23 protein-coding genes and 1 tRNA gene are annotated in these 24,570 nt (G+C 63.3%); 15 read left to right on the forward strand and 9 right to left on the reverse strand.

Annotated elements, in window-relative coordinates:
• Positions 1–148: 148 nt before the first annotated feature.
• The 9 genes from X751_RS139330 (at position 149) to X751_RS139295 (ending at position 9,349) form a co-directional block, all read left to right on the forward strand.
• Positions 149–841, forward strand: coding sequence for a glutathione S-transferase family protein (locus X751_RS139330; protein ID WP_023672063.1), 693 nt, complete (start codon positions 149–151; stop codon positions 839–841).
• Positions 822–1,976, forward strand: coding sequence for a tRNA epoxyqueuosine(34) reductase QueG (queG, locus tag X751_RS139325; protein WP_023745886.1), 1,155 nt, complete (start codon positions 822–824; stop codon positions 1,974–1,976). Before X751_RS139330 ends, queG begins: the two co-directional genes overlap by 20 nt.
• Complete coding sequence (locus X751_RS0134085) at positions 1,973–3,073, forward strand: SDR family oxidoreductase (RefSeq protein WP_023745887.1); 1,101 nt, start codon at positions 1,973–1,975, stop codon at positions 3,071–3,073. The genes queG and X751_RS0134085 overlap by 4 nt, the downstream gene beginning before the upstream one ends.
• Positions 3,074–3,107: 34 nt before the next feature.
• Complete coding sequence (gene mepA, locus X751_RS139320; RefSeq protein ID WP_023672066.1) at positions 3,108–4,202, forward strand: penicillin-insensitive murein endopeptidase; 1,095 nt, start codon at positions 3,108–3,110, stop codon at positions 4,200–4,202.
• Positions 4,203–4,339: 137 nt separating this feature from the next.
• A complete protein-coding gene (locus tag X751_RS139315) occupies positions 4,340–5,359 on the forward strand; it encodes a glucokinase (protein WP_023672067.1) in 1,020 nt (339 codons plus the stop codon).
• Between the two features lie 280 nt (positions 5,360–5,639).
• On the forward strand, positions 5,640–7,499 hold the full coding sequence (locus X751_RS139310) for an ABC transporter ATP-binding protein (protein WP_023745888.1): 1,860 nt from the start codon (positions 5,640–5,642) through the stop codon (positions 7,497–7,499).
• Positions 7,496–8,317 carry a 4-hydroxy-tetrahydrodipicolinate reductase gene (gene dapB / locus X751_RS139305; RefSeq protein WP_023745889.1) on the forward strand — a complete coding sequence of 274 codons (822 nt, stop codon included), beginning with the start codon at positions 7,496–7,498 and terminating at the stop codon, positions 8,315–8,317. Before X751_RS139310 ends, dapB begins: the two co-directional genes overlap by 4 nt.
• Before the next feature lie 27 nt (positions 8,318–8,344).
• Positions 8,345–8,965, forward strand: a complete 621-nt coding sequence (locus X751_RS139300) for a 2,3-bisphosphoglycerate-dependent phosphoglycerate mutase (RefSeq protein ID WP_023672068.1) — start codon at positions 8,345–8,347, stop codon at positions 8,963–8,965.
• Positions 8,966–9,264: 299 nt separating this feature from the next.
• Positions 9,265–9,349, forward strand: a tRNA-Leu gene (locus X751_RS139295).
• A gap of 101 nt (positions 9,350–9,450) precedes the next feature.
• Here X751_RS139295 and X751_RS139290 read toward each other — a convergent pair.
• The 3 genes from X751_RS139290 to X751_RS1000000166090 form a co-directional block, all read right to left on the reverse strand.
• Entirely contained in the window at positions 9,451–9,795 is a 345-nt protein-coding gene (locus tag X751_RS139290) for a low affinity iron permease family protein (RefSeq protein WP_023672069.1), read from the reverse strand.
• 200 nt (positions 9,796–9,995) lie between these two features.
• Complete coding sequence (locus X751_RS139285) at positions 9,996–10,304, reverse strand: DUF1236 domain-containing protein (protein WP_023681217.1); 309 nt, start codon at positions 10,302–10,304, stop codon at positions 9,996–9,998.
• Positions 10,305–10,352: 48 nt separating this feature from the next.
• Positions 10,353–10,583, reverse strand: a complete 231-nt coding sequence (locus X751_RS1000000166090) for a hypothetical protein (RefSeq protein WP_081731077.1) — start codon at positions 10,581–10,583, stop codon at positions 10,353–10,355.
• A 206-nt stretch (positions 10,584–10,789) separates the two neighbouring features.
• On the opposite strand from X751_RS1000000166090, the gene X751_RS139280 reads away from it, so the two are divergent.
• From X751_RS139280 to X751_RS139260, 5 genes are all read left to right on the forward strand, one after another.
• Complete coding sequence (locus tag X751_RS139280) at positions 10,790–11,089, forward strand: DUF1236 domain-containing protein (RefSeq protein WP_023745890.1); 300 nt, start codon at positions 10,790–10,792, stop codon at positions 11,087–11,089.
• Positions 11,090–11,163: 74 nt separating this feature from the next.
• On the forward strand, positions 11,164–11,370 hold the full coding sequence (locus tag X751_RS139275; RefSeq protein WP_023681214.1) for a hypothetical protein: 207 nt from the start codon (positions 11,164–11,166) through the stop codon (positions 11,368–11,370).
• 890 nt (positions 11,371–12,260) lie between these two features.
• Positions 12,261–15,452 carry an amino acid permease gene (locus X751_RS1000000167590; RefSeq protein ID WP_084558316.1) on the forward strand — a complete coding sequence of 1,064 codons (3,192 nt, stop codon included), beginning with the start codon at positions 12,261–12,263 and terminating at the stop codon, positions 15,450–15,452.
• A gap of 234 nt (positions 15,453–15,686) precedes the next feature.
• Positions 15,687–17,354: an FAD-dependent oxidoreductase gene (locus X751_RS139265; RefSeq protein ID WP_023745894.1), complete on the forward strand. Its 1,668-nt coding sequence runs from the start codon at positions 15,687–15,689 to the stop codon at positions 17,352–17,354.
• Complete coding sequence (locus tag X751_RS139260; protein WP_023698083.1) at positions 17,354–17,659, forward strand: UBP-type zinc finger domain-containing protein; 306 nt, start codon at positions 17,354–17,356, stop codon at positions 17,657–17,659. The genes X751_RS139265 and X751_RS139260 overlap by 1 nt, the downstream gene beginning before the upstream one ends.
• 39 nt (positions 17,660–17,698) lie before the next feature.
• Here X751_RS139260 and X751_RS1000000166100 read toward each other — a convergent pair whose 3' ends face one another.
• The 6 genes from X751_RS1000000166100 to X751_RS1000000167140 all read right to left on the reverse strand — a co-directional run bounded on the left by X751_RS1000000166100 (position 17,699) and on the right by X751_RS1000000167140 (position 23,299).
• A complete protein-coding gene (locus X751_RS1000000166100) occupies positions 17,699–17,890 on the reverse strand; it encodes a hypothetical protein (RefSeq protein WP_196814852.1) in 192 nt (63 codons plus the stop codon).
• Between the two features lie 132 nt (positions 17,891–18,022).
• Positions 18,023–19,204, reverse strand: a complete 1,182-nt coding sequence (locus X751_RS139255) for a PLP-dependent aspartate aminotransferase family protein (RefSeq protein ID WP_023745895.1) — start codon at positions 19,202–19,204, stop codon at positions 18,023–18,025.
• Positions 19,201–20,634: a pyridoxal-phosphate dependent enzyme gene (locus X751_RS139250; RefSeq protein WP_023745896.1), complete on the reverse strand. Its 1,434-nt coding sequence runs from the start codon at positions 20,632–20,634 to the stop codon at positions 19,201–19,203. The genes X751_RS139255 and X751_RS139250 overlap by 4 nt, the downstream gene beginning before the upstream one ends.
• A 227-nt stretch (positions 20,635–20,861) precedes the next feature.
• The gene (locus X751_RS139245) at positions 20,862–22,229 is read right to left on the reverse strand and encodes an FAD/NAD(P)-binding protein (protein WP_023692935.1); all 1,368 of its coding nucleotides are present in this window, start codon (positions 22,227–22,229) and stop codon (positions 20,862–20,864) included.
• A 16-nt stretch (positions 22,230–22,245) separates the two neighbouring features.
• Positions 22,246–22,722, reverse strand: a complete 477-nt coding sequence (locus X751_RS139240; RefSeq protein WP_023672084.1) for an Rrf2 family transcriptional regulator — start codon at positions 22,720–22,722, stop codon at positions 22,246–22,248.
• A gap of 415 nt (positions 22,723–23,137) precedes the next feature.
• Positions 23,138–23,299, reverse strand: coding sequence for a hypothetical protein (locus X751_RS1000000167140; protein WP_023681206.1), 162 nt, complete (start codon positions 23,297–23,299; stop codon positions 23,138–23,140).
• Between the two features lie 231 nt (positions 23,300–23,530).
• Between X751_RS1000000167140 and tauA the strand changes: the two genes are divergently transcribed.
• On the forward strand, positions 23,531–24,544 hold the full coding sequence (gene tauA, locus X751_RS139235) for a taurine ABC transporter substrate-binding protein (RefSeq protein WP_023710332.1): 1,014 nt from the start codon (positions 23,531–23,533) through the stop codon (positions 24,542–24,544).
• Positions 24,545–24,570: the final 26 nt, after the last annotated feature.

Below are 24,570 nucleotides of genomic sequence, written 5' to 3' on the forward strand. Positions count from 1 at the left end.
ACGGAAGGAAACGGCTGGCAAAAGGGCTTGCTTGTCACGGCGCGGAAGTCCCCCTATAGGTCGCAGCACCGTGACGGCCGCATGACGGGCCGCCAAGACTTACCGGTGCGGACGGCGATTCGCCAGTGCGCCTTAATATCGCGGAATCATGCTGACGCTTTTCCATCACCCGATGTTCGCCACCTGCCGCTTCGTGCGCCTCGCCTTCGGCGAATATGGCGAGGAGCTGGCGCTGATCGAGGAAAAACCGTGGACGCGGCGCAAGGAGTTTTTGGCGCTGAACCCCGCCGGCACCTTGCCTATCCTGCTGGCCGAAGGCGACGTGCCGATCGTCGGCGCCATGGTGATCGCTGAATATCTCGACGAAACACGTGGTGTCCTGAAGCGCGACAAGCGCCTGTTTGCGGAAGACCCGATGCAGCGCGCCGAAATCCGCCGCCTGACCGACTGGTATCTCAACAAGGCCGAGAGCGAAGTGACCCGGCATCTGGTGCGCGAGCGCGTGCTGAAGCCGGTGATGCCGGAAACGGCGGGCGGCGGTTCCCCCGATTCGGCGGCGATCCGCGCGGCGCGCGCCAACATTCGCCAGCACATGAAGTACACCAACTGGCTGGCCGGCACCCGTCATTGGCTGGCCGGCAGCAAGGTCACCTATGCCGACCTGGCGGCAGCGGCGACGCTGTCGGTGCTGGATTATCTCGGCGAGATCGATTGGCGCGAGCATGCCGCGGCGCGCGAATGGTACACGCGGGTGAAATCGCGGCCGTCGTTCCGGCCGCTGCTCTCCGACCGGGTGCGCGGCCTGTCGCCGGTGTCGCATTATGCGGACCTCGACTTCTAGAAGCCAAACCCTGCGCGCGCTAGTCGACGCCGAGGCGCGGCGCGCCGGCTTCGATGCGGTTGCCGTCACCACGCCCGATGCGATCCCGCTGGCGCCAGCCAGATTGGCCGAATTCGTCGCCGATGGTTTTCACGGTTCGATGGCGTGGATTGCGGAGACGCTTCAACGCCGTAGCGAGCCTTCGACGCTGTGGCCCGAGGTGCGCTCGATCATCGTGCTGGCAATGAATTACGGCCCCGACCACGATCCGCGTGCGCTGCAGGCAAGGCGCGATCGCGGCGCGATCTCGGTCTATGCGCAAAACCGCGACTATCACGAGGTGATGAAGGGCCGGCTGAAGGAGATCGCCGGCAAGATCGTCGCGCGGGCCGGCGGCGACGTGAAGGTTTTCGTCGATACGGCGCCCGTGATGGAAAAGCCGCTGGCTGAGGCCGCCGGGCTCGGCTGGCAAGGCAAGCATACCAATCTGGTCAGCCGCGAGCACGGCTCCTGGCTGTTTCTCGGCACCATCTTCACCACGGCTGAGCTCACGCCCGATGCGACCGAGGTAGACCATTGCGGTTCCTGCCGCGCCTGTCTCGACGCCTGCCCGACCGATGCCTTTCCGGCGCCCTATCGGCTCGATGCCAGGCGCTGCATCTCCTACCTGACCATCGAGAACAAGGGGCCGATCCCGCAAGAATTCCGCGAAAAGATCGGCAACCGCATCTATGGCTGCGACGATTGTCTCGCCGCCTGCCCGTGGAACAAGTTTGCCCGCGCCGCTTCGGAAGCCAAGCTTGCTGCCCGCGACGAACTGCGCGAGCCGCCGCTGGGCGAGCTGTTGCAGCTGGACGACACGGCGTTCCGGTCTTTCTTCTCGGGCTCGCCGATTAAACGCATCGGCCGCGACCGCTTTGTCCGCAACGTGCTGACCGCCGCCGGCAATTCCGGCGATGTTTCGCTGGCCGGCCCGGTGCGCGCCCTCCTTGGCGACGCCTCGCCGCTGGTGCGCGGCGCGGCGATCTGGGCGCTGGCGCGGCTGGTGCCGGCCGCCGAATTCAACAGGCAGGCGGCGATCTACTCGAACACTGAAACCGACAAGACAGTGCGGGGCGAATGGCTGTCCGTATTGCCAATTGAGGCGCACGCATGAGCGAAAAACAGGTTTTTATCTTTGGCGCCGGCTATTCGGGCAAAGCCTTTGCACGGGCCAATGCGGGCTGGCACGGTTTGCGCACTACGAATACCCCCACCCCTAACCCCTCCCCACAAGGGGGAGGGGAACTCGCGGAAGCGCCTACCTTCGCAGACCCAGCGACTGGGATCGGTAAGAGCGCGCGGCAACGTTCCCTCCCCCTTGTGGGGAGGGGTAGTGTGGGCGCCCCTGTTCACAAGAATCTCATTTTTGGCACCACGCGCTCATTGGAAAAATTCGACGCGCTGCGGCAGGTCGGCATCGCGCCGCTGCTGTTCGACGGCGCCCTGACCCCTGAAATCGGCGATGCGCTGGAAAAGACCACCCATCTCGTCGTCTCGGTGGCACCGGAGGAGGCCGGCGACCCTGTGCTTCTCGCCGCGCGCAAGGCGATCGAGGCGATGCCGGCGCTTCGCTGGATCGGCTATCTCTCGACCGTCGGCGTCTATGGCAATTATGACGGTGCCTGGGTCGATGAAACGGCCGAATGCCGGCCGGTGTCGAAACGCTCGTCGATGCGAGTGGCGGCCGAGCGGGGCTGGCTGCAGCTTGGACTCGAGACCGGCAAGCCGGTGGCCATCCTGCGGCTTTCCGGCATTTACGGGCCGGGTCGCAACGCGCTGGTCAATCTGGAAAACGGCACGGCCAGGCGGCTGGTCAAGCCCGACCAGGTGTTCAACCGCATCCATTGCGACGACATCGCCGGCGCGCTCTGGCACCTCATCGGTGGCAATAGAGGCGGCATTTTCAACATCACCGATGACGAGCCGGCGCCGCCGCAGGATGTCGTCACCTATGCCGCTTCGCTGATGGGCGTCGAGCCGCCGCCGGAGATTCCTTTCGAGACCGCCCAACTTTCGCCCATGGCGCGGTCCTTCTATGGCGAGAACAAGCGCGTCGCCAACGCCGCGATCAAGGCAGCGGGCTACCGGTTCCGCTATCCGGACTACCGCCAGGCGTTCGATCGGATGTGGGCCGACGGCAGCTGGCGCGACGGCGAGCCGCGCAGCCCGATGAAGGTAGATAATCGAAACGCGAGCCCGAGGGTGATATGATTCGATTGTGTTGCGGACTTTTGCAGTGGGGTTCATGACGATTTCGATGCGATCCTTGACCGGCAGACGGCCGTTCCTGACGGCGGCGCTGGCGGTCGTGGCGCTGGCCGGGCTGGTGGCGGGCGCAATCACGGCCGAGCCACGGGCAAAAGACCTGTTCGGCGCCAAGAAGCTGCCGGCGGTGGCTGCGGCGCAATCCTTCGGCTTCTATTCAAAGGGCTGCTTCACCGGCGGCGTCGCCATTCCGATGGACGGCCAGAACTGGGAGGTGATGCGTCCCTCGCGCAACCGGCGCTGGGGTCATCCAACGATGATCGCGCTGATCGAGAAACTGTCGCGCGATGCCGCCGCCGACGGCTGGCCGGGGCTTCTGATCGGCGACATTTCGCAGCCGCGCGGCGGCCCGATGCTGACCGGGCACGCCTCGCACCAGATCGGCCTCGACGCCGACATCTGGCTGACGCCGATGCCCGACCGCAAGCTTACGACCCAGGAGCGCGAAAACATCAGCGCCACGCTGATGGTCGACGACAAGACGCATCTGGTGAAGGACAGGCTGTGGAAGCCGATACATACCAAGCTGTTGAAGCGCGCCGCGAGCTATCCGGAAGTCGAGCGCATCCTGGTCAATCCAGGCATCAAGAAGAAGCTGTGCGACACCGTCACCGGCGACCGTACCTGGCTGAGAAAAATCCGGCCGTTCTGGGGCCATGACTATCATTTCCACATCCGCATCGGCTGCCAGCCGGGTTCGCCCAACTGCAAGGGACAGGAAGCGACGCCCGACGATGACGGCTGCGGCAAGCCGCTGGCCTGGTGGTTTACCGAGGAGCCGTGGCGGCCCAACAAGAACCCGGACGCGCCCAAGGCGCGCGACCTGATGACGATGGCGAACCTGCCGAAACAATGCCAGTTCGTGCTCGACCAGCCCGATGCCGACTCGGCCGAAGCCGTCACCTATCGCGGCGGCGGCGTGCCGATCGCCGCCAGGGCGCCGGAACCCGACGCGCCTCCGCCTATTGCGGGCAATGCGGGCGGGTTGCCAAACGCAGCCAACGCATTCACCGCCACGCCGGAGATCGGCATTCCCCTGCCAAGGCGACGGCCGCCGGCAAACGTCGGACAGTGATGGCGAACTGACGCTTTCCCTTTCCGGGGCCATGCGCTAGTCAATCGATTGAACACCGGGCGATTGAACACCGGGCGATTGAAAAACCGGGCGATTGAAACGGTCGCAACGGCGCCGCAAAGGGGACGAGCAAGAGCATGTCAGGCGACGACGACACCGCGTTGCGGTTTCCAGTGCTGATCGGCGACATCGGCGGCACCAATGCGCGCTTTTCGATCGTGCTCGACGCAAATTCGGAAGCCGGTGAGCCGCATATCGTGCAAACCGCCAATTTCGCCACCATAGACGAGGCGATCCAGGCGGCGGTGCTCGACCGGTCGTCCATCCGGCCGAATTCGGCAGTGCTGGCGATCGCCGGACCAGTCGATGGCGACGAGATCCCGCTTACCAACTGTCCCTGGGTGGTGAAGCCGAAGCAGATGTTTGCCAATCTGGGCCTGGGCGACATCGTCGTGCTCAACGATTTCGAGGCGCAGGCGCTGGCCGTCGTGGCGCTCGGCGAAGAGCATATGGAAAAGATCGGCGGCGGCGCGCCGGAGGAGAATGCCGGGCGTGTCGTGCTCGGCCCCGGCACCGGCCTCGGCGTCGCCGGGTTGGTTCATGCCCTCCACCACTGGATCCCGGTGCCTGGCGAAGGCGGCCATATGGATATCGGTCCGCGGACGCCGCGCGATTTCGAGGTGTTCCCGCATATCGAAAAGCTGGACGGCCGCATTTCGGGCGAGCAGATCCTGTGCGGGCGCGGTCTGGTCAATGTCTACCGGGCGGTCGCCAAGGCCGACGGCAAGCCGGCGCCGTTCACCACGCCGGCCGAAATCACCGGGGCGGCGCTGGCCAAGACCGACCCGGTTGCCGAGGAAGCGCTGGCGCTGTTCGTCACCTGCCTCGGCCGCACCGCCGGCGACCTCGCGCTGGTGTTCATGAGCCGCGGCGGCGTGTTTTTGACCGGCGGCATCGCGCAAAAGATCGTTCCGGCACTGAAGGAAGGCAATTTCCGTGCCGCCTTCGAGGACAAAGCGCCGCACAGCGCGCTGATGGCCTCAATGCCGGTCTATGTCATCACCCACCCGCTGGCAGCACTTCTGGGCCTTGCCGCCTATGCCCGCAACCCTTCGCTGTTCGGCGTCCAGACCGCGGGGCGGCGCTGGCGGGCATGATCCATTTCGTCCCGAAAACGGGTATTTTCCTGGAAATGGCTGCCGCTTTCGTGACCCCAACCTCGGGCCGCGACGAAGTTTCGCCATAGGCAAGCCGTAGCCGGGGCGCTAAGAGGGGGCCGAATTCCAGCCTGGCATCCCTAGGGCCGGATGATTTCAGATCGAATCGACCTGAAATCTGAATCCGGCTCTAAATCAAAGAGATAGAGCATGATGTCGTCCGAAAACCGCTTCCCACTTTTCGGCATCATGCTCTAGCAAACCACGAAGCGCCCGCGATTTGACCGCTCAAAGTCCACTCAAACTGAAAGTCCAGCCAGCTGAGGTCACTGCGGTGCTGCGCCGCATCCTGGCCGAAAACGGTAGTGAATATCGCTGGACCTATGTCGTTGCCGTCGGCTGCCTGCTGATTGTTTCCGCCACCACCGCCTTCACGGCGTGGATCATGGCCCCGATGATCAACGAGATCTTCTACGAACGACGCGGCGACATGATCGTCTGGATCTGCGCCGGGTTCATGGCCGCCTCCGTGCTGCGCGGCTTCGCCGGTTACGGCCAGGCGGTCGCGTTGGCCAAGATCGGCAACAATCTGGTCGCCCGCTACCAGAAGCGCAGCTTCGACCATCTGATGAAGCTCGGCGTCGACTTCTTCAACGATACGCGTTCCGGTCGGCTGGCGGCACAGGTCAACGAGAATGTCGGCGGCGTTCGCGATCTGCTGTCGCTGACGCTGACCTCCATCAGCCGCGACGCGGTCTCGCTGATCGCCCTCGTTGGCGTCATGATCTACCAGGATCCGGTGTTGTCGCTCAGCTCGCTGCTGATCGGGCCGCCGCTGATCTGGGCCGTCGTCTACATCACCCGCCGATTGCGGCGCATCAACCGGGAATCGGTGCTGATCAACTCGCGGCTGAACGGGTCCGTACAGGAGGCCACGCAAGGCATCGCCATCGTCAAGGCCTTCACCCTGGAAGCCGAGCTGGCGCGCCGGATCGGCATCATGGCCGATACGGCCGAGCAGCGTAACAACAAGATCGCCCGGGTCGCGGAGCGGCTGTCGCCGATTTCCGAGATTTTGGGCGGTTTCGCCATTACCTCCGTCCTTGCCTATTCCGGCTACCGGGCGCTGGTGCTCGGACAACCACCAGGCGCTGTGTTTTCCTTCATCACCGCGCTGATCATGGCCTACGATCCGGCACGGCGCCTGGCTCGTACGCAGGTGGGTATGGAACGTGCCCTGGTCAACGCCCGGATGATTTACGAGCTGCTCGACCTGGAGCCTAAACAGGGCGATGCGCCCGACGCGGTCGAAGCAAGGATCACCACCGGCGAGGTTCGCTTCGACAATGTGACGTTCGGCTACAGCGCCGACATGCCGGTGATCAGGAACCTGAGTTTCACCGCCGCGGCCGGCAAGGTTACGGCGGTGGTCGGGGCCTCGGGTGCCGGCAAGACGACGCTCGTGGCGCTGCTGCAGCGCTTCTACGATGTCGACAAGGGTTCGATCGAGATCGATGGCCAGGACATTTCCAAAGTCACCAAGCACTCGCTGCGCGGCTCGATCGCCTATGTCTCGCAGGCGCCCTATCTGTTCGAAGGCAGCATACGCGACAACATCCGTTTTGGCCGACTTTCGGCGACCGACGCCGAGATCGAGCGGGCGGCGGTGCTGGCGGCGGCCGACGAGTTCATCCGTCAGCAGCCGCAGGGCTACGACACGCCCGTCGGCGAGGGCGGCTCGACACTTTCCGGCGGCCAGCGCCAGCGCGTCTCGATTGCGCGGGCGATCGTGCGCAACGCGCCGATCCTTTTGCTCGACGAAGCGACCTCGGCGCTCGACAACGAGGCCGAGGCGCGCGTCCAGGAGGCGCTGACCCATGTGATGGAAGGGCGCACCACCATCGTGATAGCGCATCGCCTGTCGACGGTCGTCAACGCCGACCACATTATCGTGCTTGAAGAGGGGCGCCTGGTCGAGGAAGGCACCCATGCCGCACTGATGGCCGATCCAAACAGTGTCTACGCCCGCTTCCACCGCATTCAAGGCAAGAACGGACTGGGGCTTGTCGACGACTCGAAGCCCGTCCAAACTCCGGTCCTGCGCAGCCGCGCCAAGAAGGCGGTGGGGAGAACAGCATGAGCGAATCCGGCGAAATGGGCCTGGTGGTGGTGGGGGCGGCCGGCCGCATGGGCCAGACGCTGATCCGCGCCATCCATTCAATCCCCGGCGCCCGCGTCGTCGGCGCGGTCGAACGAACCGGATCGCCCTATCTCGGCAGGGATGCGGGCGAGCTTGCCGGCATCGGCATCATCAATGTGACGATCGGCGACGATCCGCTGCCGGTGTTCGCCAAGGCCGACGGCGTGCTCGATTTCACCATGCCGGCAGCCACCGTCGAATTCGCAGGCTATGCCGCGCAGGCACGCATTGCCCATGTCATCGGCACCACCGGCTGCTCGGCGGAAGACGACGCCAGGATCGAGGCCGCGGCGCGCCACGCGACGATCGTCAAATCCGGCAATATGAGCCTCGGCGTCAATCTTCTGGCGGTGCTGGTCGGGCAGGCCGCGCGCGCGCTCGGTCCAGAGGATTTCGACATCGAGATCCTCGAAATGCATCACAAGCACAAGGTCGACGCGCCCTCGGGCACCGCCTTGCTGCTCGGCGAAGCGGCGGCGGCGGGACGCGGCATTTCCCTTGCCGGCAACGATGTGCGGTCACGCGACGGCCATACCGGCGTGCGCAAGCCAGGAACGATCGGCTTTGCCAGCTTGCGCGGTGGCTCGGTGGTCGGCGACCACAGCGTCATCCTGGCCGGGACCGGCGAGCGCATCACGCTGTCGCACCATGCCGAGGACCGCGCCATCTTTGCCCGCGGCGCGGTCAAGGCCGCGCTCTGGGCGCGCGGTAAAAAGCCCGGACTTTATTCCATGCGGGACGTGCTCGGCTTGAGCTAAACCATCCATAATTTTGAAGGAGCAAACATGTCGGGAACTCTCGTGCTCGTGCGCCACGGCCAGAGCGAATGGAACCTGAAGAACCTGTTCACCGGCTGGCGCGATGTCGACCTTACCGAGCAGGGCCACAAGGAGGCCAAGGAAGCCGGCCAGAAGCTCAAGGCACGCGGCTTGAAATTCGACATTGCCTTCACCTCGGCGCTGATCCGGGCGCAGAAGACCTGCCAGCACATTCTCGACGCGGTCGGCCAGAGCGATTTGAAGACGATCCGCGACCAGGCGCTGAACGAGCGCGACTATGGCGATCTCTCCGGCCTCAACAAGGACGACGCGCGCCAGAAGTGGGGCGAGGAGCAGGTGCACATCTGGCGCCGCTCCTACGACGTGCCGCCGCCCGGCGGCGAAAGCCTGAAGGACACCGGCGCCCGCGTCTGGCCCTATTACCTGCACGACATGCAGTCGCATGTTCTGAAAGGCGGCACCGTGCTGGTCGCCGCGCATGGCAATTCGCTGCGCGCGCTGATCATGGCGCTGGACGGCAAGAGCGGCGAGGAGATCGTCAAGCTCGAGCTCGGCACCGGCGTGCCGGTGATCTACAAGCTCAACGCCGATTCCACCGTGGCGTCGAAGGACGTGCTGGAGGGGTGAGGTTTTCGGCCAGCGCATTCGCCAAGTCGGCGCTGCCCCTCATTGCCCTGCCGGGCAGTTCTCCCGGTATAGTGACGGGGAGAAAGGGCTGGCCGCAGCCTCGGCGCTCTTCTTGTGACGCAGGTGACCGGCGAAAATCATCGATGAGAGCGCCCCTCTCCCCGTCACTGTACGGGGAGAGGATGCCGGCAGGCAGGTGAGGGGCGGCGCTGACCCCCGGGAAACTAAGCCGGCAGGCAGCGGCCCTCGAAAAAGCGCGTTGACACATATCGTTTGCCCGCTTACATGAGCCCGCACCAGCCCAGATGGCGGAATTGGTAGACGCGCACGGTTCAGGTCCGTGTTCCGCAAGGAGTGGAGGTTCGAGTCCTCTTCTGGGCACCAAATTCCCGTTTCGGATAAGTCCGAAATGATTTAGACGCGAAGCAAAAAAGCCCGGTTCCCGGGCTTTTTTGCTGATGGATGACAGATAGTCCAGCGGAGGGTCAATGCGGCGGGCGAACCGCTTTCATTGCTTCTTCTTCGAGTGTCTGGAGCTTCTCCCGAATCTCCTCCGGCTCGGCATGCTCCAAGCCGACGACATCGTTTCTGGTCTCATTCAGCGAAACGATAATCTCATCAAGCTTGGCGTGAATGGCGGCCGTGTCGCGGTAACCCTGGATCAGCACAACGCCGGTGATCACGATGGCCGCTACCGACAATGCGTAGGTGACCACATTGGTCAGGCCGAATGGCACCAATGCAGTACAGAGCAGCATGGCTACAAGAAGGACATAGAAGCCCGGTGGCCGGGATAGAAAGTCGCCCATCACAAACAGGAAGCGATTCATATCCAGGCCGCGGTCAAAAATGCCACGAGTGCGGTGACGGCTACGCAAATTGGAATTGCCGCGAGTAAGGCAGCTTCCAGGACCCAAGTTTCCTTGTCGCTAAACATCAGACATCCTCCCGTTGAGAAAACGGCCGCCCATAGAGCCTTCACAGGGCAGCCACAGCCCGCCGCTCCAGACCGGAGCGGCGGGCTCGCGCGTTATTCGATGATCTGCACGACCTTGCGAGTGTCGGGATCGACGAGAACCGCATGATCTCCGACAACCGTATACTTGTAGCGGACATCCGGAACGTCGATTGCGTGGAGCTCGACAGTGTCTGGAAGTGCCGTGCCGACATTGAGTTCGACGCCGAGCAAACTGACTGAGGCCAGCTTCTGCTTATGGATATATTCGCGAATGACCGTCTGTTGTTCGGGCTTGAGAACAATAACGTCCTCGGCAAACGAGGTGCCGATGCCCGCCATAAGGACGAGGGCGCCGGCGGCGCTGACGAAATATCTGGTCATGGGAATTTCCTTTTCATAGGTCAGTTCGGAAGCGTGGATACGAGCAGATCAGCCGCCACTCGCAGGGGCTGGGGCAGGTGCCGCAGGCTTTGCAGGTGCAGCCGGAGCTTCCACCTTTGGCGCTTCAACCTTGACGTCGATATCCTTGCCGCCGTCGCCGCGGATATTGATGACGCCGGTAAAAATAAGCAATACTACGACTGCAATAAGTGCAAGAACAACAGCAATTGCAGTGCCGCCCCCACCACCAGAATTAACAACAGTTGGGCCGTCGGCCATGTGTTCCTCTCCTGTTTTATTTAGTTGCATTTGGGAAACGCCTGCCCCGCTTGAACGTTCCGCCTCGGGACTTGGGTCTTAGCTGATATCCGACTTTGGTCTGGTTCGCCGCGGACTGAAGTCACAGGAACAATCTGGCTGATCTCAAGTTCGGTCCCTCGGCGAACAGGCGTGGTGCCGTCGCCGGATTACGCGAGGAGAAAACCATGAAAATCCACTTTGCAAGTGCCGCTGCAGGCTTGTTGCTTTTGGCTGGGGTCAGCGCCGCCGCAGCTCAGGATGTCGTCATCACACCGGAGCAGGATACGGTCGTCCGCGAATACGTAAAAAAGCAGCCGCTGGCTTCGGTGAAGATCCCGGGCGTGGAGCTGAACGTCGGCAGTGCCTTGCCTGATACGGTCGAGCTGCACGAAGTTCCCAACGTCAAATACCGCTACGTCGTGGTCGACAACCGCACCGTCCTGGTCGATCCCAGCACCCGGAAAATTGTGAAGGTCTACGACTGATCGAATAGCTGCCGCCCGCCGCCGGCCATGGCGGCGGGCAGCGGATTTCACGTTGCGCTCCAGGATGATCGAAGATGATCGATGACGTCGAGACATCGCCAGCCCTTGATACCCGCTTGGGTTCTCTCAGGGCGAGAATGCGCGATGCGCGCATAACAGAGGCCGACATGAAGACCTTTCAGAAAGTCGCATCCATCATGGTTGGCGGCAGTGGCCGCATCAGCGGCGATGACCTGATTGCAGCGTCGTTCGTCCTCGAGGACCAGCCGGAAGGCTTGTGAGGCGGAGTACTCACGTGTGCAGGCTCCCGCAACGCTGATCCCAAGTGTTCTGGTGCTGAACACATTCCTGCTACGGGCCGGCGTCGAAGGCGTGCCCGCTGGCGAGGTGGCGTCGCGCTCAAGCATCGTCCAGAACACCATGTCGCCGCATGTGACGATACTCGGCCATGCTAGCCGATGCGGGCGCCATAGAAAATCACCGCGGCCGGCAGAACCGGGCAGGCCGGTCCAGAGCATCGCCACGCCTATGGTCAGAAATGTCACCGAGGCCAGTTTGGTGCAGATCGGATGATGGTAGCGGGCGATCGCCATCTCGACCGTACGGGCGCCGGCCTGGGAAGGACCCACCAGCGCGCCAAGGCCGACCGCCGCGCCCAGCGTGGTCGGCGCGCTGTTTGCCCTGCAACGCGGGGCTATGCTGCATGTTCGCACAAGTTAGCTCCAACTTGAGGCACGGCGTGAAGTCTCGGTGCTTGCCCCACGATGGCGAGGTACGAAGTCAAAAGCGGTCAATGTGCTTAGCGATCTACAGTCGACTTCAGCCGCCTTCGGATGATAGCGCCACAATCACGAGATTTGTCGATAATAAGCGATATTAAGCTGTATTCGCGACTATTCGATCGCTCTTCCATAGTGGGCGATTAGATAAAATTGGAAATGATATCCCGGATCGGAGGAGATCGAGCCATTCGGACCGGCATCAGCATGATTGAACCGCAGCCACCGGAAGTTGACAGCGATCATCGGGCGGATCTGGTTTGGTACGAAGTCTTAATACGTCTCACCTAAGGTCCAACTTTGACTTCGGGAGCGCGACGTACGACAGACATATCTCCGCAGGTTACATTCGCCAGTCAGACAGCGCTCCGCACTCGAATGGATGTCTCTGAATGCCGGGCCTCACGCCTTCACGACCGCACCCGAGAACCTTGGGATGGATGGGCACGACAGCGCTCGCCATGGGTGGCAGCAATCAAAGCCTGTTTCTGATTGCCGCCCTTTTTGTCGGTCAGGGGAATATTCCCGGTCAAGGAAGCGCTGCGGTTCCTTTGCTCGTTGTTGGTCTGCTTCTAAGCTGGGCCGCCGCGCCTGCGTGGACCGAATTGGTTCTCATGTGGCCAAACCGCGTCGGCGGTATCTCTGCAGCGTGCGCCGAAGCCTTCCGACCTTACAGTCCCGTTCTCTCGGCTCTGACGGGCACCTGCTATTGGTGGGGTTGGGTGCCGACCTGCGGACTGACAGCGGTTCTTTCAGCGTCTGCAATCCAGCAATGGTACCTGCCGGGCCTCCCCGTGGAGGCGGTCGCCTGCGGGCTTATCGCATTCTTTACGGCGGTCAACCTGTGTGGAATCAAGTGGGTGGTCCAACTGGCGATCCCGATCGCCACTGCCTCCGCGACGCTTGCGTTTCTCTCATCCCTTGTCCCGGTCATCAGTGGCTCGGTCGACTGGCGGCAAGCGACGGATTTTGCCCTGACCAGCCCGTTTGCCGGCCTGTTCGGCGATATCACGTCGGTGATGGCGGGACTGTACCTGATCGGGTTTGCCGCACCGGCATTTGAGGCTGCAGCCTGCCATGTTGGCGAAACCATCGATCCCAACCGCAACATTCCTCTGGCGATGTGGGCCAGCGCCGCAATGGCGGGCGTCTATTTCCTGGTCCTGCCGGTTGTCTGGCTGGGTGTGCTCGGGCCGGAGCCGCTCGGCACCGACCTCGCCATAGCTCTTGGGCCTACCTTTGCGCCCTTGTTGGGGAGTTTCGGCAAGGCGGCCGCCATCTGGCTCATCATGCTGAACATGTTCCATGGAACGTTGCAGCCATTGGCAGGCGCCGCGCGGACCCTTGCGCAGCTGAGCGAAGACGGCCTGCTGCCGAGCTTCCTGGCCAGGCGCACCTCAACAGATTGTCCCTGGGCGGCAACGCTGCTCACAGCTGCCGCGGCAATCGGCTTCATGCTGTGCGGGTATCCGCTCTGGATGATCGCCGCGGCCAATTTTACGTACCTGATCAGCATCTGCATGCCAAACATCGCAGTCTGGCTATTGCGCCGTGACAGTCCCGAAGCCGAGCGACCCTTCCGGGCTCCCAGGGGAACCATCATCCTTGGCGTAGGCGCGGCTGCAATATGGCTGTTGACCGCCATACTGGGATTTCAGCAATTTGGCCTTCCTACCGTCCTGTTCGGTCTGGCTTTGGCATATTCGGGTGCTGCGCTCTACGCCTGGCGCACGATGGAGGATCGATACGCACTCGGTCTACCCTTGCTGCCACATACGCTTCACCTGAAGCTTACCGGAGCCATGCTTTTTGTGCTCGTGCTTGACGGTGCCGGCTATTTCCTGGCGATCGGCAGCGTTCCCCAAGGCGACACTTCATTGGTCGCCGCGCTGGAGGACATTTTTGTCGTTGTCGCGCTGCTGACCATCAGCGTTGGCCTGATCTTGCCGGGAATGATCACCCATTCGGCGACCGAGGTGAGCAACGCGGCAAAGCGTCTGACATCCGGAACGCTGAAGGATTTCTCTCTCGCCATGGTCGCCCTGGGGCGGGGAGACCTCGCGGCGGCGCATGCCTCCGTGAACATCATGCCGGTTACGGTAAACTCTCGTGACGAACTTGGAGAGATGGCCGAAAGCTTCAACCTGCTCCAGGACAAGGTGAGGGAAGCCGCCCACGGCCTGGACGACGCGCGCGAGAACATGAACGTAGCGCGCACCGAACTGATGGCACGGCACGAGGAAATCGCGCATCTCGCGCACCACGATCCGCTTACCGGCCTAGCGAACCGAGCCGCGCTTGCAGCACACCTGGCCACGACGCTCGAGCGCGCAAAAGCAACGCACGCCAGCTTTGCCGTCTTCAGCATCGACCTTGACCATTTTAAAGAGGCGAACGACGTTTTCGGGCACGCCGCCGGCGACGATCTGCTTTGCACCATTTCCCGGCGTCTCCAAACCGCGGCGCCTGAGGCCTTTATCGCGCGCATGGGCGGCGACGAATTCACGGTTGTCCTGGCCATGGATGACCGGTCCGCGAGTGCCAAGGACGTTGCGGACCGTCTGTTCGAATCGGCGGCAGGCAAATTCGAAATCCGAGGCCAGCACATTTCGATCGGGGTGAGCATCGGCGCGGCGATCTATCCGAAAGACGGAGAGAATGCCGCGGCGCTGATGGCAAATGCCGACGCAGCGCTGTACCGGGCCAAGGCGGACGGTCGTCGAATGGTGCAATTCTTCGATCCTGAGATGGATAAGCGGCTAAGAGAGCGCTACGCCTTGCAGCGAGATTTGCGCTCTGCGGTCGCCCATGGCGAACTTGTGCTTCATTATCAGCCGCAAGCCAGGATGGACGGCGAAATCTTCGGTTTCGAGGCACTCGCCCGATGGCACCATCCAAAGCATGGGCTCATCTCGCCAAACGCGTTTGTCTCGCTTGCCGAACAGGATGGCACGATCGTTGAGATAGGTGAATGGACGCTCAGGCAGGCGTGCAGAGACGCGGCCTCCTGGCCCTCACCGCTGCAGATCGCCGTCAACCTCTCTCCCGTGCAATTCCGTTTCGGGGACCTGGTAGGCCTCGTTCATTCTATCCTCTACGAGACCGGCCTTGCTCCGGGGCGGCTGGAACTGGAAATCACGGAAGGGGTTCTCATCCGCGACCGGGCAACTGCCTTGTCGGTTTTGCGGAGGTTGAAGGCGTTGGGCGTCAGGGTCTCGATGGATGATTTTGGCACCGGGTATGCCTCACTGTCCTCGCTGCAGGCGTTTCCATTCGACAAGATCAAGATCGATCGCAGTTTTGTTTCGGGTGTCGGTTCGAATGTCCAATCGGCCGCCATCGTGCGCACGATACTCAGCCTGGGGAATGCGCTGGCCTTGCCTGTCATCGCGGAGGGTGTCGAAACAGAGGACGAGCGTGCCTTCCTGATGAAGGAAGGATGTCCCGAAATCCAAGGATATCTGGTGGGGCGCCCGCATCCGATAGCGCTCTACAAAGATGTGACGAATGGGCTTTCGCCGGGATCTGCCTTCGGGGAGCCCGAGGATACCACCGCACCCCAGGCGCTTGGCGTAACGCGATAGCCGCGGCGCCGTTCGTCGGCGCGCTGCTCCTGCAACACACCGGTGAGCGAGGACTGCCGACGGTACTGCTCGGGCTCGCCCTTATAAAGGTCGCACTGGTCGGCGCGCTGTTTGCCTTGCAGCGCGGGGCCATGCGAAGCATCCGAACCAGTTGGCGCGGGAGCCACCTCCCCTTCCGGCCAGTCCTCCAACAAACCACTTCAAACCCGGCCGTCTCGGCGCTACGTTCTACCTATGGCCCCACCCACCCAGCCGATCACCGTCACCCGCCGCGACCAGATGTTTCCCATCCTGGGCGACGCCGATATCGAGCGCATGCGCCGGTTCGGCGAGGCGAGTTCCTATGCCGCCGGCGAGCACATCGTCACCGCCGGCACTGTGGCGCCGGGGCTGATCGTCATCCTGTCGGGCACGGCCGATATCACCCAGGATGTCAGGCCCGGCCGGCGCGAGACCATCGTCACCCATGGCCCAGGCAATTTCATCGGCGAGCTGGCGCAGCTTTCCAGCCGGCCGTCGCTGGTCAATGCGGAGGCGGCCGAGCCGGTCGAGGCCTTCGTCATCCCCTCGCAGCGGCTGCGCGACCTGATGGTGCAGGAGGCAAGCCTTGGCGAGCGGATCATGCGGGCGCTGATCCTGCGCCGCGTCGGGCTCCTGGAAAGTGGCAGCAGCGGACCGATCGTCGTAGGCCCGGCCGGCAATGGCGACACGCTGCGGCTGCAGGGGTTTCTGCGCCGCAGCGGCCAGCCGCACCGCGCGCTCGATTCCGACAGCGACCCGTGCGCCAAGACGCTGATTGAGCATTTTCATGTCGACCCGCACCATCTGCCGATCGTGCTCTGCCCCAACGGCAAGCTGATGCACAATCCCGGCGAAACCGAACTTGCCCGCTGCATCGGCCTGCTGCGGCCGATCGATCCCGACATGGTCTATGACGTCGCCATTGTCGGCGCCGGGCCGGCGGGGCTGGCGGCCGCGGTCTATGCGGCATCCGAAGGGCTGTCGACCATCGTGCTCGATTGCCGCGCCTTCGGCGGCCAGGCCGGCGCCTCCGCGCGCATCGAGAACTATCTGGGTTTCCCCACCGGCATTTCCGGCATGGCGCTGATGGCGCGCGCCTACAACCAGGCGCAGAAATTCGGCGTCGAAATAGTCATCCCCGACGAGGCCAAGCTGCTCGGTGCAGCAGGCGAGGGCTACACGCTCGCCGTCGGCGACGGTGAAAGCCTGCGCGCGCGCACGGTGGTGATCGCCAGCGGCGCCCGCTACCGCCGCCTCGACATCGCCAAGCTGGCCGAGTTCGAGGGCACGTCGGTGCATTACTGGGCCTCGCCGATCGAGGCGCGGCTATGCACAGGGCAAGAAGTGGCGCTGGTCGGCGCCGGCAATTCGGCGGGGCAGGCGGCGGTCTATCTCGCCAGCCAGGTGCGCAAGGTGACGATGCTGGCGCGCCGCGGCGGCCTCAGGGAAACCATGTCGCGCTATCTGGTCGAGCGTATCGAGGCGCAACCGAACATCGAGGTGCTTGGCGAGACAGAGATCAAGGCGCTGGAAGGCGAAGGCGGCAATCTCACCCAGTTGCGCTGGCGCAACCCCGGCGGCGTCGAGACGCGCCCGATCCAGCATCTCTTCCTGTTCATCGGCGCCGACCCCAACACCGATTGGCTGGCTGGGTGCGATATCGCGCTCGACGCCAGGGGTTTCGTGCGCACCGGCGCCGACATAGGGGCGGGCCAGATGGAGACCAGCCGCAGCGGCGTGTTCGCCATCGGCGACGTGCGCGCAGGCTCGGTCAAGCGGGTCGCCGCCGCCGTCGGCGAAGGCGCCCAGGTGGTGGCTGCCTTGCACGCCTATCTCGCGCGACCCGACGCAGCAGCGCCCGAACTGGCCAGGAGAGCATAATGGATGAATGCAAACACACGCGCGACATCAAGACTGTGACGCCGAGCGCGCTCGGTTGCGAGGAGTGCCTGAAGAGCGGCTCGATGTGGGTGCATCTCAGGCTCTGCCGTACCTGCGGCCATGTCGGCTGCTGCGACGACTCGCCCAACCGCCACGCCACCAAGCATTTCCACGCCACCAAGCATCCGGTCATCGAAGGCTACGACCCGCCGGAAGGCTGGGCCTGGTGCTTTGTCGACGAGGCGTTCATCGACCTGGAAGGCGACGTGACGCCGCAGAACGGCCCGATCCCGAAGTTTTTCTGAGGCGGCCGTTCCCGGGCAGGCAAGCCGACGGCCGTGCCGCTATTTCACCGAGCCCGTAACCGTGCGGTCGAGGGCGTCGGAACTGTGGTCGTTGCCGGCAAGAGCGGCAATGATCAGAAGGCTGGCGACGACCGGGACAAACAGGATGGCCACGCGGGCCTGCACATAAAAAATGGCGCGCCATTCGCTGCGCTTTTCCGGGTTGTTGTCCATCACACTCACTCTCGCCATGCCTCCCCGGGGCGGGACATAGCGGCGAAGAGTTAAGCAAAAGCTGCTGAATGTGTTAACGCGCGGCGGATTGGGATTTAATCTCGACGGTCAGCGCCGCCCCTCATTGTCATCGGTACGCATCCGGTACGCCTACCCCCGCAGCGCCTGGTCCAGGTCGGCGATCAGATCATCGCCATCCTCTATCCCCGCCGACAACCGCACCAGCGAATCCGAAATGCCGATTTCCGCGCGCTTTTCCGCCGGGATCGAGCCGTGCGTCATCAGCGCCGGGTGTTCGATCAGGCTTTCGACGCCGCCGAGGCTTTCAGCCAGCGTGAACAGTTGCGTCCGTTCGAGGAAGCGTTTGGTGCCGGCGAGGTCGCGGTCGAGGTCGACCGAGATCATCCCACCGAAAGCATGCATCTGTTGGACGGCGATGGCGTGCTGCGGATGGCTGGCCAGGCCGGGATAGACGACGCGGCGCACATCTTTTCGCGCCTCCAGCCACTGCGCAATCTTCAGGCCGTTCGTGGAATGCCGCTCCATCCTGAGCGCCAGTGTCTTGATGCCGCGCAGCGCGAGAAAACTGTCGAAGGGACCGGAGATGGCGCCGATGGCGTTCTGCAGGAATTTCAGCTGGGCCGCTAGATCCTTGTTGTCGCCGACGATGGCGACGCCGCCGACCATGTCGGAATGGCCGTTGAGATATTTCGTCGTCGAGTGGACGACGATGTCGATGCCGAGTTCAAGCGGCCGCTGGATGTAGGGGCTGCAGAACGTGTTGTCGGCGACCGTCAAAACCCCTTTGCGCCTGGCGAGTGCCGCAACGCCTTCGAGGTCGACGATACGCAGCAGCGGATTGGTCGGAGTTTCGACCCAGAGCAGTTTTGTCTCCGGGCGAATCGCTGCTTCCACCGCCGCCAGATCGGTGAAGTCCACAAAACTCACCTGCAGATTGGCCGAGCGCCTGCGCACCCGCTCCATCAGCCGGAACGAGCCGCCATAGATGTCGTCGGTTGCAACGATATGGGCGCCGCTGTCGAGCAGCTCGAGCACGGTCGAGATCGCCGCCAGGCCGGAAGCGAATGCAAAGGCGGCCGAGCCGCTTTCGAGATCGGCCACCGCGCGCTCGAAGGCAAAGCGGGTCGGGTTTTGGCTGCGGGCATACTCAAACCCCTTGTGCACGCCGGGCGACTGCTGGCCATAGGTCGAGGTCGCGTAGATCGGCACCATCACCGCGCCGGTCAGCGGGTCATGGCTCTGGCCGCCATGGATGGTGCGCGTGGAAAAAGCCAGGCGGTTCTTGCCCGATGGGGATGTTTCAGCAGTCATCGTGCGCGCCTCAAATGGTTGATCAGGTCGATACGGGTTATCAGGCCGACGAACTCGTCGCCATCGAAGATGATGGCGACCTCGTTGCGGTCGAACACCGGCAGCAGCGCATCCAGCGTCTGATTGGCCTGCAGCGTGTGCAGATTGGAGGTCATGGCGGTGCGCACCGGGGCGTTGAAGCGGTCCCAGCGGCCGTCATAGGGGCCGTCGACCTTGGCCAAGATGTCGCCCTCATCGATAATGCCGACCAGCTTGCCATTGTCCAGCACCGGCAGCTGCGAGACATCGGAGCGGCGCATGCGCCCATAGGCGTTGAGCAGGCTTTCGTCGGGGCCGACATAAACGGTGTCGCCGGTGCGGTGCGAGCGCATGACGAGGTCGCGCAGATCGCCATGCTGTTCCTGTTCGGCCAGCCCCTGCTCGGCCAGCCAGAAATCGTCGAACACCTTGGACAGATATTTGTTGCCGCTGTCGCAGACGAAGGTGACGACGCGTTTTGCTGTCGTCTGCTCGCGGCAATAGCGAAGCGCGGCCGACAGCAGCGTGCCGGAAGACGAGCCGGCGAGAATGCCTTCCTTGGAAAGCAGGTCCCGCACGGCCAGCATGCTCTGCTTGTCTGGAATGGAATAGGCTTTCCTGACCAGCGACAGATCGGCATTGGGCGGCACGAAATCCTCGCCGATGCCTTCGACGGTCCAGCTGCCAGCCTCTTCCATCTTGCCGGTCTTGATCAGCGGCGCCAGCACCGATCCGACGGGATCGGCCAGCACCATTTCGGTCTTCGGCGATGTTCTGGCGAAGTAGCGACCAAGCCCGGTCAGCGTGCCGCCGGAGCCGACGCCGACGACCACGGCGTCGAGGTCGCCATCGAGCTGGGCAAGGATTTCCGGTCCGGTGGTGGTCTCATGCGCCTCGGGGTTGGCCGGGTTGGCGAACTGGTTGGCGTAGAAGGCGCCGGGCGTTTCCGATGCGATCTTCTCGGCCATGTCCTGGTAATATTCGGCATGGCCCTTGCCGACATCGGAGCGCGTCATGCGCACTTCGGCGCCGAGCGCGCGCAGATGCTGAATCTTTTCGCGCGACATCTTGTCGGGCACGACGAGGATGATGCGGTAGCCCTTGGGGATGCCGACCTGGGCGAGGCCGAGGCCGGTATTCCCGGCGGTCGCCTCGACGATGGTGCCGCCGCGCTTGAGCTTGCCTTCCTTCTCGGCCGCGGAAATCATAGACAGCGCAATGCGGTCCTTGATCGAGCCGCCTGGATTCTGGCTTTCGAGCTTGATGAACAGCCGGCACTTGCCGGTGTCGAATTTGGTCAGTTCGACCACCGGCGTCTGGCCGATGAGGTCGAGCACCGAGGCGTAGGGCGGACGCAGGCGGGATAACGCGCCGTCCGAACTGCCTGGCGCAGCTTTTCCGTGCTCGCTCATATCGATGTGCTCCCTTGAACAAGCGACCGCCTCGGGGGCAGAGCGGCAGCGTAGCTTCTTTTCCGGCCGTTTGCAGTCGGAAAGAAGGTAGATCGTGCCAATCAACCGGCGAGAGGGGGAATGGAATTCCAGTTTTAGGCCGGCTTTGGACTCAAGCCCAACACCCTCCGTAGCGATCCTTCCCACCCCCCTCTGAGGGGCGTGCTATCCCGCCGACGTCAACAGCTTTACCCTAGCAGCTGCTTGCTCAGCCTAGCGCATTGCACGCGGATGTCGGGGATGGCGTCGATCTCGAAGAAGGTGCCGCGGGTCAGCGGCCCGACGGCGAGGATCTTGGCCGATGCGGTGCCGTCGCCGGCGATGATTTCGCACTTGGCCGTTACATCGAGGCCAAGCCGCAGCGGGTCGGGCCGCGCCAGGCCGCGGTCGACCAGCGAGCGCACGACGCTGTTCGACGTCGTCGAGATGTCGCGGGCGATGCCGGTGCAATCATAGATGCGGGCGACCTGCAGCGTTTCCAGCGCCTTTGTGTGGCGAGACTGGATGCCGACGGTGAATCCATCGCCAGCCTCGATGCCGACGACACGGCCGGCGACCGGGCGGATGCGGCCGGTGCGCACCGCTTCGGTGACGCGGGCATGCACCTCGGGCGCCAGCCGATGGCGATGGATGTCCCACCAGGCCTTGGTGTGCTCAACGAAGCGGCGCTTGGCCGAGGACGGCCAGTTCTGCCAGATCTTCTGATTGAAGGGTCGCAGCCCATCGACGACGTCGCGCCAGTCGATGCCGGCCTTCTGGTTTTCGCGGATCAGGTCGCGGAACCAGCCGACGAAATAGGAGAGCTGCGTGCCGAGCGGAATGTCGGCGACGTCGAGCTTGATCGGGTTGCCCTTGCGGTGCGGCGACGGCAGCAGCCCGCGCCGCGATACGGCGACGATCTCGCCGCGATGGCCGCGCTGCTCGAGCGACAGGAAGGCATCGACCATGCTGAGCCCGGTGCCCAGCACCAGCACGCGGGCTTCAGGATCGAGCGCGGTGTCGGCCTCGGTGCCCATGCGGATGGCGTGGCCCTGGCCGGCGCCGGGCTGCTCGTCATGGCCGGTGGCAAGCACCGCCAGATGCGCGACGACGCTGGTGCCGTTGGCCAGCACCACTTCGACACCGGACGATGTCGGCGAGATCGATAGGCTTTCCTCGCGAATCAGCCTGAGACGGCCGGTTTCCTTTTCGCGCGCTTCGAGCTCGTCGAGCACTTCCTTGAGGTAGCGGGCATAGACGCTGCGCGGCGCATAGAAGGGTGTCTGCGGCGTCTGTTCCTGGCTTATCAGGCCGCGCCCCTGCAACCAGCGCCAGAAATTCAGGGGATCGTCGGCATAGGCGCTCATCCCCGCGGCGCTGACATTCAGCACGTGCGCCGACAAAAGCGTCGAATAGGCGATGCCCTGGCCGAAATGCGGACGCTTTTCGATCAGCGTGACGCGAAGGTCCGGGTTGGGCGACTTCAGCAGATGCGCGGCCAACACGACGCCGCTGGCGCCGCCGCCGACGATGATGATCGAGCTGGGGATGATCGAATTGGCGCGCGCGACGCTCATGCGAGCACGCTCAAGATCAGGCGGGGACCTTTTGCGCCGGCGCAAGCTCGTCGATGTCCCTCGCGACCGGAAGGTCGTCGAGGACGATGTCGCGCATTTCGGCCAGCGTGCGCTGGTCGAGCACCTCGGCGATCGCCTGCCGGACCTCGAGCATCAGATGTCGGACTTGGCATGTCGCCTCATTGCAGTCTTCACAGCGCTGATACTGGGTGCGGCTGGCGCAGGGGATGGGCGCCAGCGGTCCGTCGAGCACGCGCACGACATGGCCGACCTTGATCTCGTCGGCCGGGCGCGCCAAGCGATAGCCGCCATCCTTGCCCTTGCGGCTCTGGACGAAACCGGCATTGCGCAATTCGCCCAGAATGGCGTCGAGGAATTTCTTCGGAATGTTGTTGCCGCTGGCGATGTCGCCGACAAAGGCGAGCTGTCCCACCGGCAGATGCGCCAGATGGACCAGCGCCTTGAGGCCGTACTTGCCTTTTTTGGTGAGCATAGACCGAATGTTTCTCTGTCAGGCGATGGCCCAAACCATCGGTTGCGAAACGCCTGACGTGCCTCCCCGCCGCGTGCAAGCTGCTTCGACACATAAATTCTACTGACATGATATACAAGCCGAGAAACCTTGATTTTGCTTCGTTTTCACGCCGCAGGGGCCACTTTAGCAAGGCTTTGTGCCGTTACGGTCACAGCCAGCCGCGAGCGATTGCGGCGATGAGCGGCGGCTCCTGCTCCCAATGTCGATAAGATTACTATACTTACCCTCGAACACGCGGAACGTGTTTTCAAATCAACCGTCTTTTACAGCATGGATTTGCGCCATTTGGGGCTTTGCCGGGAATTTTGGGTCGCAGCCCGCGGATCGGCGAAACATGACTCCCGACAACTCGGGCGCCGCCCTGCGCCCGATATCAGGACGCCGCCTTGCCGCTCTGAGGCCGGGCGGCCTTGGCGGCCACCGGCACGCCGCTTGACCGCAGCATCCAGCGGTGGCCGTCGCTGCGGAAGTCGGTGAGGCTCAACGGCTCGACATCGATCCTGCGGCAGGCCGCAAGCGGCGCGCCGAGCACCAAATCAGGCCTCTTCCGTAGGAGGGTTGGCAGGACCACCAACTCTTCAGCACCTTGGGGGCGCCGTTTGCGTTTGCGCAAGGTTCGGCACGGGCCGGTCACCGCGCCCGCATCAGCCGGTGGTTTTTTTCTAACAAGTGCTTCTTGCTTGGAAGGATTTAACTCTACAAGAATGATAGAATTAGCTGACTATGAACAGGCATCCGGTTTTTCTCATTTTTCATGGAGCCTTTCATGTCCAGCATTTCGCGACGCATTGTCCTCCTGTCGTCGGCAGCTTTGGCGGGTGCGGCCTTCCTCGGCCCGGCCCAGGCGCAGGACCTCAACATCACCATCGGCTACCAGACGGTGGTCGAACCTTCCAAAGTAGCGCAGGCCGACGGCGCCTATGAAAAGGCGACCAAGGCCACGATCGACTGGCGCAAATTCGATTCCGGCGCCGATGTCATCGCCGCCGTCGCATCCGGTTCGGTCGATATCGGCTATGTCGGCTCGAGTCCGCTGGCCGCGGCCGCCAGCCGCGAACTGCCGATCCAGACCATCTTTGTCGTCGGCCTGATCGGCCAGTCCGAGGCGCTGGTCGCCCGCAATGGATCCGGCATCGAGAAGATCGCCGACCTCGCCGGCAAGAAGGTGGCGGTGCCGTTCGTGTCGACCACGCATTACAGCCTGCTTGCCGCGCTGAAGCACGAAAACGTCGACCCGAAGTCGGTCGAAATCCTTAATCTCAGGCCACCGGAAATAGCCGCCGCGTTCGCTCGCGGCGACATAGACGCGGCCTATGTCTGGGATCCGGCGCTCGGCCAGATCAAGACGACAGGCAAGGTGGTGCTGGATTCCTCGCAGGTTGCCGCCTGGGGCGCGCCGACCTTTGACGCCTGGATCGTGCGCACCGACTTCGCCGAAAAGAACCCGGACGCCGTGCGCGATTTCGTCAAGGTGACCGGCGAATCCTATGCCCAGTTCCTGGCCAAGCCCGAGGCATGGTCGGTTTCGTCGCCGGAAGCGGCCAAGATCGCCAAGATCACCGGCGCCAAACTGGAAGAGGTGCCGCAGCTCCTCAAGGGTTACGTCTTCCCGACATTGGAAGAGCAGGCTTCCGACAAATTCCTCGGCGGCGGCACGGTCAAGGCGATCGAGGCAGCTTCGGCCTTCCTCAAGGAGCAGGGCAAGATCGACGCCGTGCTGCCCGACTATTCGAAATACGTGTCGTCGAAATACGTGACCGAGGCTCTGGCCTCGAACTGACAGCTGAGTTTTAGAGCGTCCTTTTC

Source organism: Mesorhizobium sp. LNJC394B00 (genome assembly GCF_000502555.1).
In the GTDB taxonomy this organism is placed as follows: domain Bacteria; phylum Pseudomonadota; class Alphaproteobacteria; order Rhizobiales; family Rhizobiaceae; genus Mesorhizobium.

What these genes read in the sequence shown, in the direction of transcription:
- X751_RS139330 (WP_023672063.1), top strand. Translation starts at nt 149, where the DNA reads ATGCTGACGCTTTTCCATCACCCGATGTTCGCCACCTGCCGCTTCGTG.
- queG (WP_023745886.1), top strand. Translation starts at nt 822, where the DNA reads ATGCGGACCTCGACTTCTAGAAGCCAAACCCTGCGCGCGCTAGTCGAC.
- X751_RS0134085 (WP_023745887.1), top strand. Translation starts at nt 1,973, where the DNA reads ATGAGCGAAAAACAGGTTTTTATCTTTGGCGCCGGCTATTCGGGCAAA.
- mepA (WP_023672066.1), top strand. Translation starts at nt 3,108, where the DNA reads ATGACGATTTCGATGCGATCCTTGACCGGCAGACGGCCGTTCCTGACG.
- X751_RS139315 (WP_023672067.1), top strand. Translation starts at nt 4,340, where the DNA reads ATGTCAGGCGACGACGACACCGCGTTGCGGTTTCCAGTGCTGATCGGC.
- dapB (WP_023745889.1), top strand. Translation starts at nt 7,496, where the DNA reads ATGAGCGAATCCGGCGAAATGGGCCTGGTGGTGGTGGGGGCGGCCGGC.
- X751_RS139300 (WP_023672068.1), top strand. Translation starts at nt 8,345, where the DNA reads ATGTCGGGAACTCTCGTGCTCGTGCGCCACGGCCAGAGCGAATGGAAC.
- X751_RS139290 (WP_023672069.1), bottom strand. Translation starts at nt 9,795, where the DNA reads ATGAATCGCTTCCTGTTTGTGATGGGCGACTTTCTATCCCGGCCACCG.
- X751_RS139285 (WP_023681217.1), bottom strand. Translation starts at nt 10,304, where the DNA reads ATGACCAGATATTTCGTCAGCGCCGCCGGCGCCCTCGTCCTTATGGCG.
- X751_RS1000000166090 (WP_081731077.1), bottom strand. Translation starts at nt 10,583, where the DNA reads ATGGCCGACGGCCCAACTGTTGTTAATTCTGGTGGTGGGGGCGGCACT.
- X751_RS139280 (WP_023745890.1), top strand. Translation starts at nt 10,790, where the DNA reads ATGAAAATCCACTTTGCAAGTGCCGCTGCAGGCTTGTTGCTTTTGGCT.
- X751_RS139275 (WP_023681214.1), top strand. Translation starts at nt 11,164, where the DNA reads ATGATCGATGACGTCGAGACATCGCCAGCCCTTGATACCCGCTTGGGT.
- X751_RS1000000167590 (WP_084558316.1), top strand. Translation starts at nt 12,261, where the DNA reads ATGCCGGGCCTCACGCCTTCACGACCGCACCCGAGAACCTTGGGATGG.
- X751_RS139265 (WP_023745894.1), top strand. Translation starts at nt 15,687, where the DNA reads ATGGCCCCACCCACCCAGCCGATCACCGTCACCCGCCGCGACCAGATG.
- X751_RS139260 (WP_023698083.1), top strand. Translation starts at nt 17,354, where the DNA reads ATGGATGAATGCAAACACACGCGCGACATCAAGACTGTGACGCCGAGC.
- X751_RS1000000166100 (WP_196814852.1), bottom strand. Translation starts at nt 17,890, where the DNA reads ATGGCGAGAGTGAGTGTGATGGACAACAACCCGGAAAAGCGCAGCGAA.
- X751_RS139255 (WP_023745895.1), bottom strand. Translation starts at nt 19,204, where the DNA reads ATGACTGCTGAAACATCCCCATCGGGCAAGAACCGCCTGGCTTTTTCC.
- X751_RS139250 (WP_023745896.1), bottom strand. Translation starts at nt 20,634, where the DNA reads ATGAGCGAGCACGGAAAAGCTGCGCCAGGCAGTTCGGACGGCGCGTTA.
- X751_RS139245 (WP_023692935.1), bottom strand. Translation starts at nt 22,229, where the DNA reads ATGAGCGTCGCGCGCGCCAATTCGATCATCCCCAGCTCGATCATCATC.
- X751_RS139240 (WP_023672084.1), bottom strand. Translation starts at nt 22,722, where the DNA reads ATGCTCACCAAAAAAGGCAAGTACGGCCTCAAGGCGCTGGTCCATCTG.
- tauA (WP_023710332.1), top strand. Translation starts at nt 23,531, where the DNA reads ATGTCCAGCATTTCGCGACGCATTGTCCTCCTGTCGTCGGCAGCTTTG.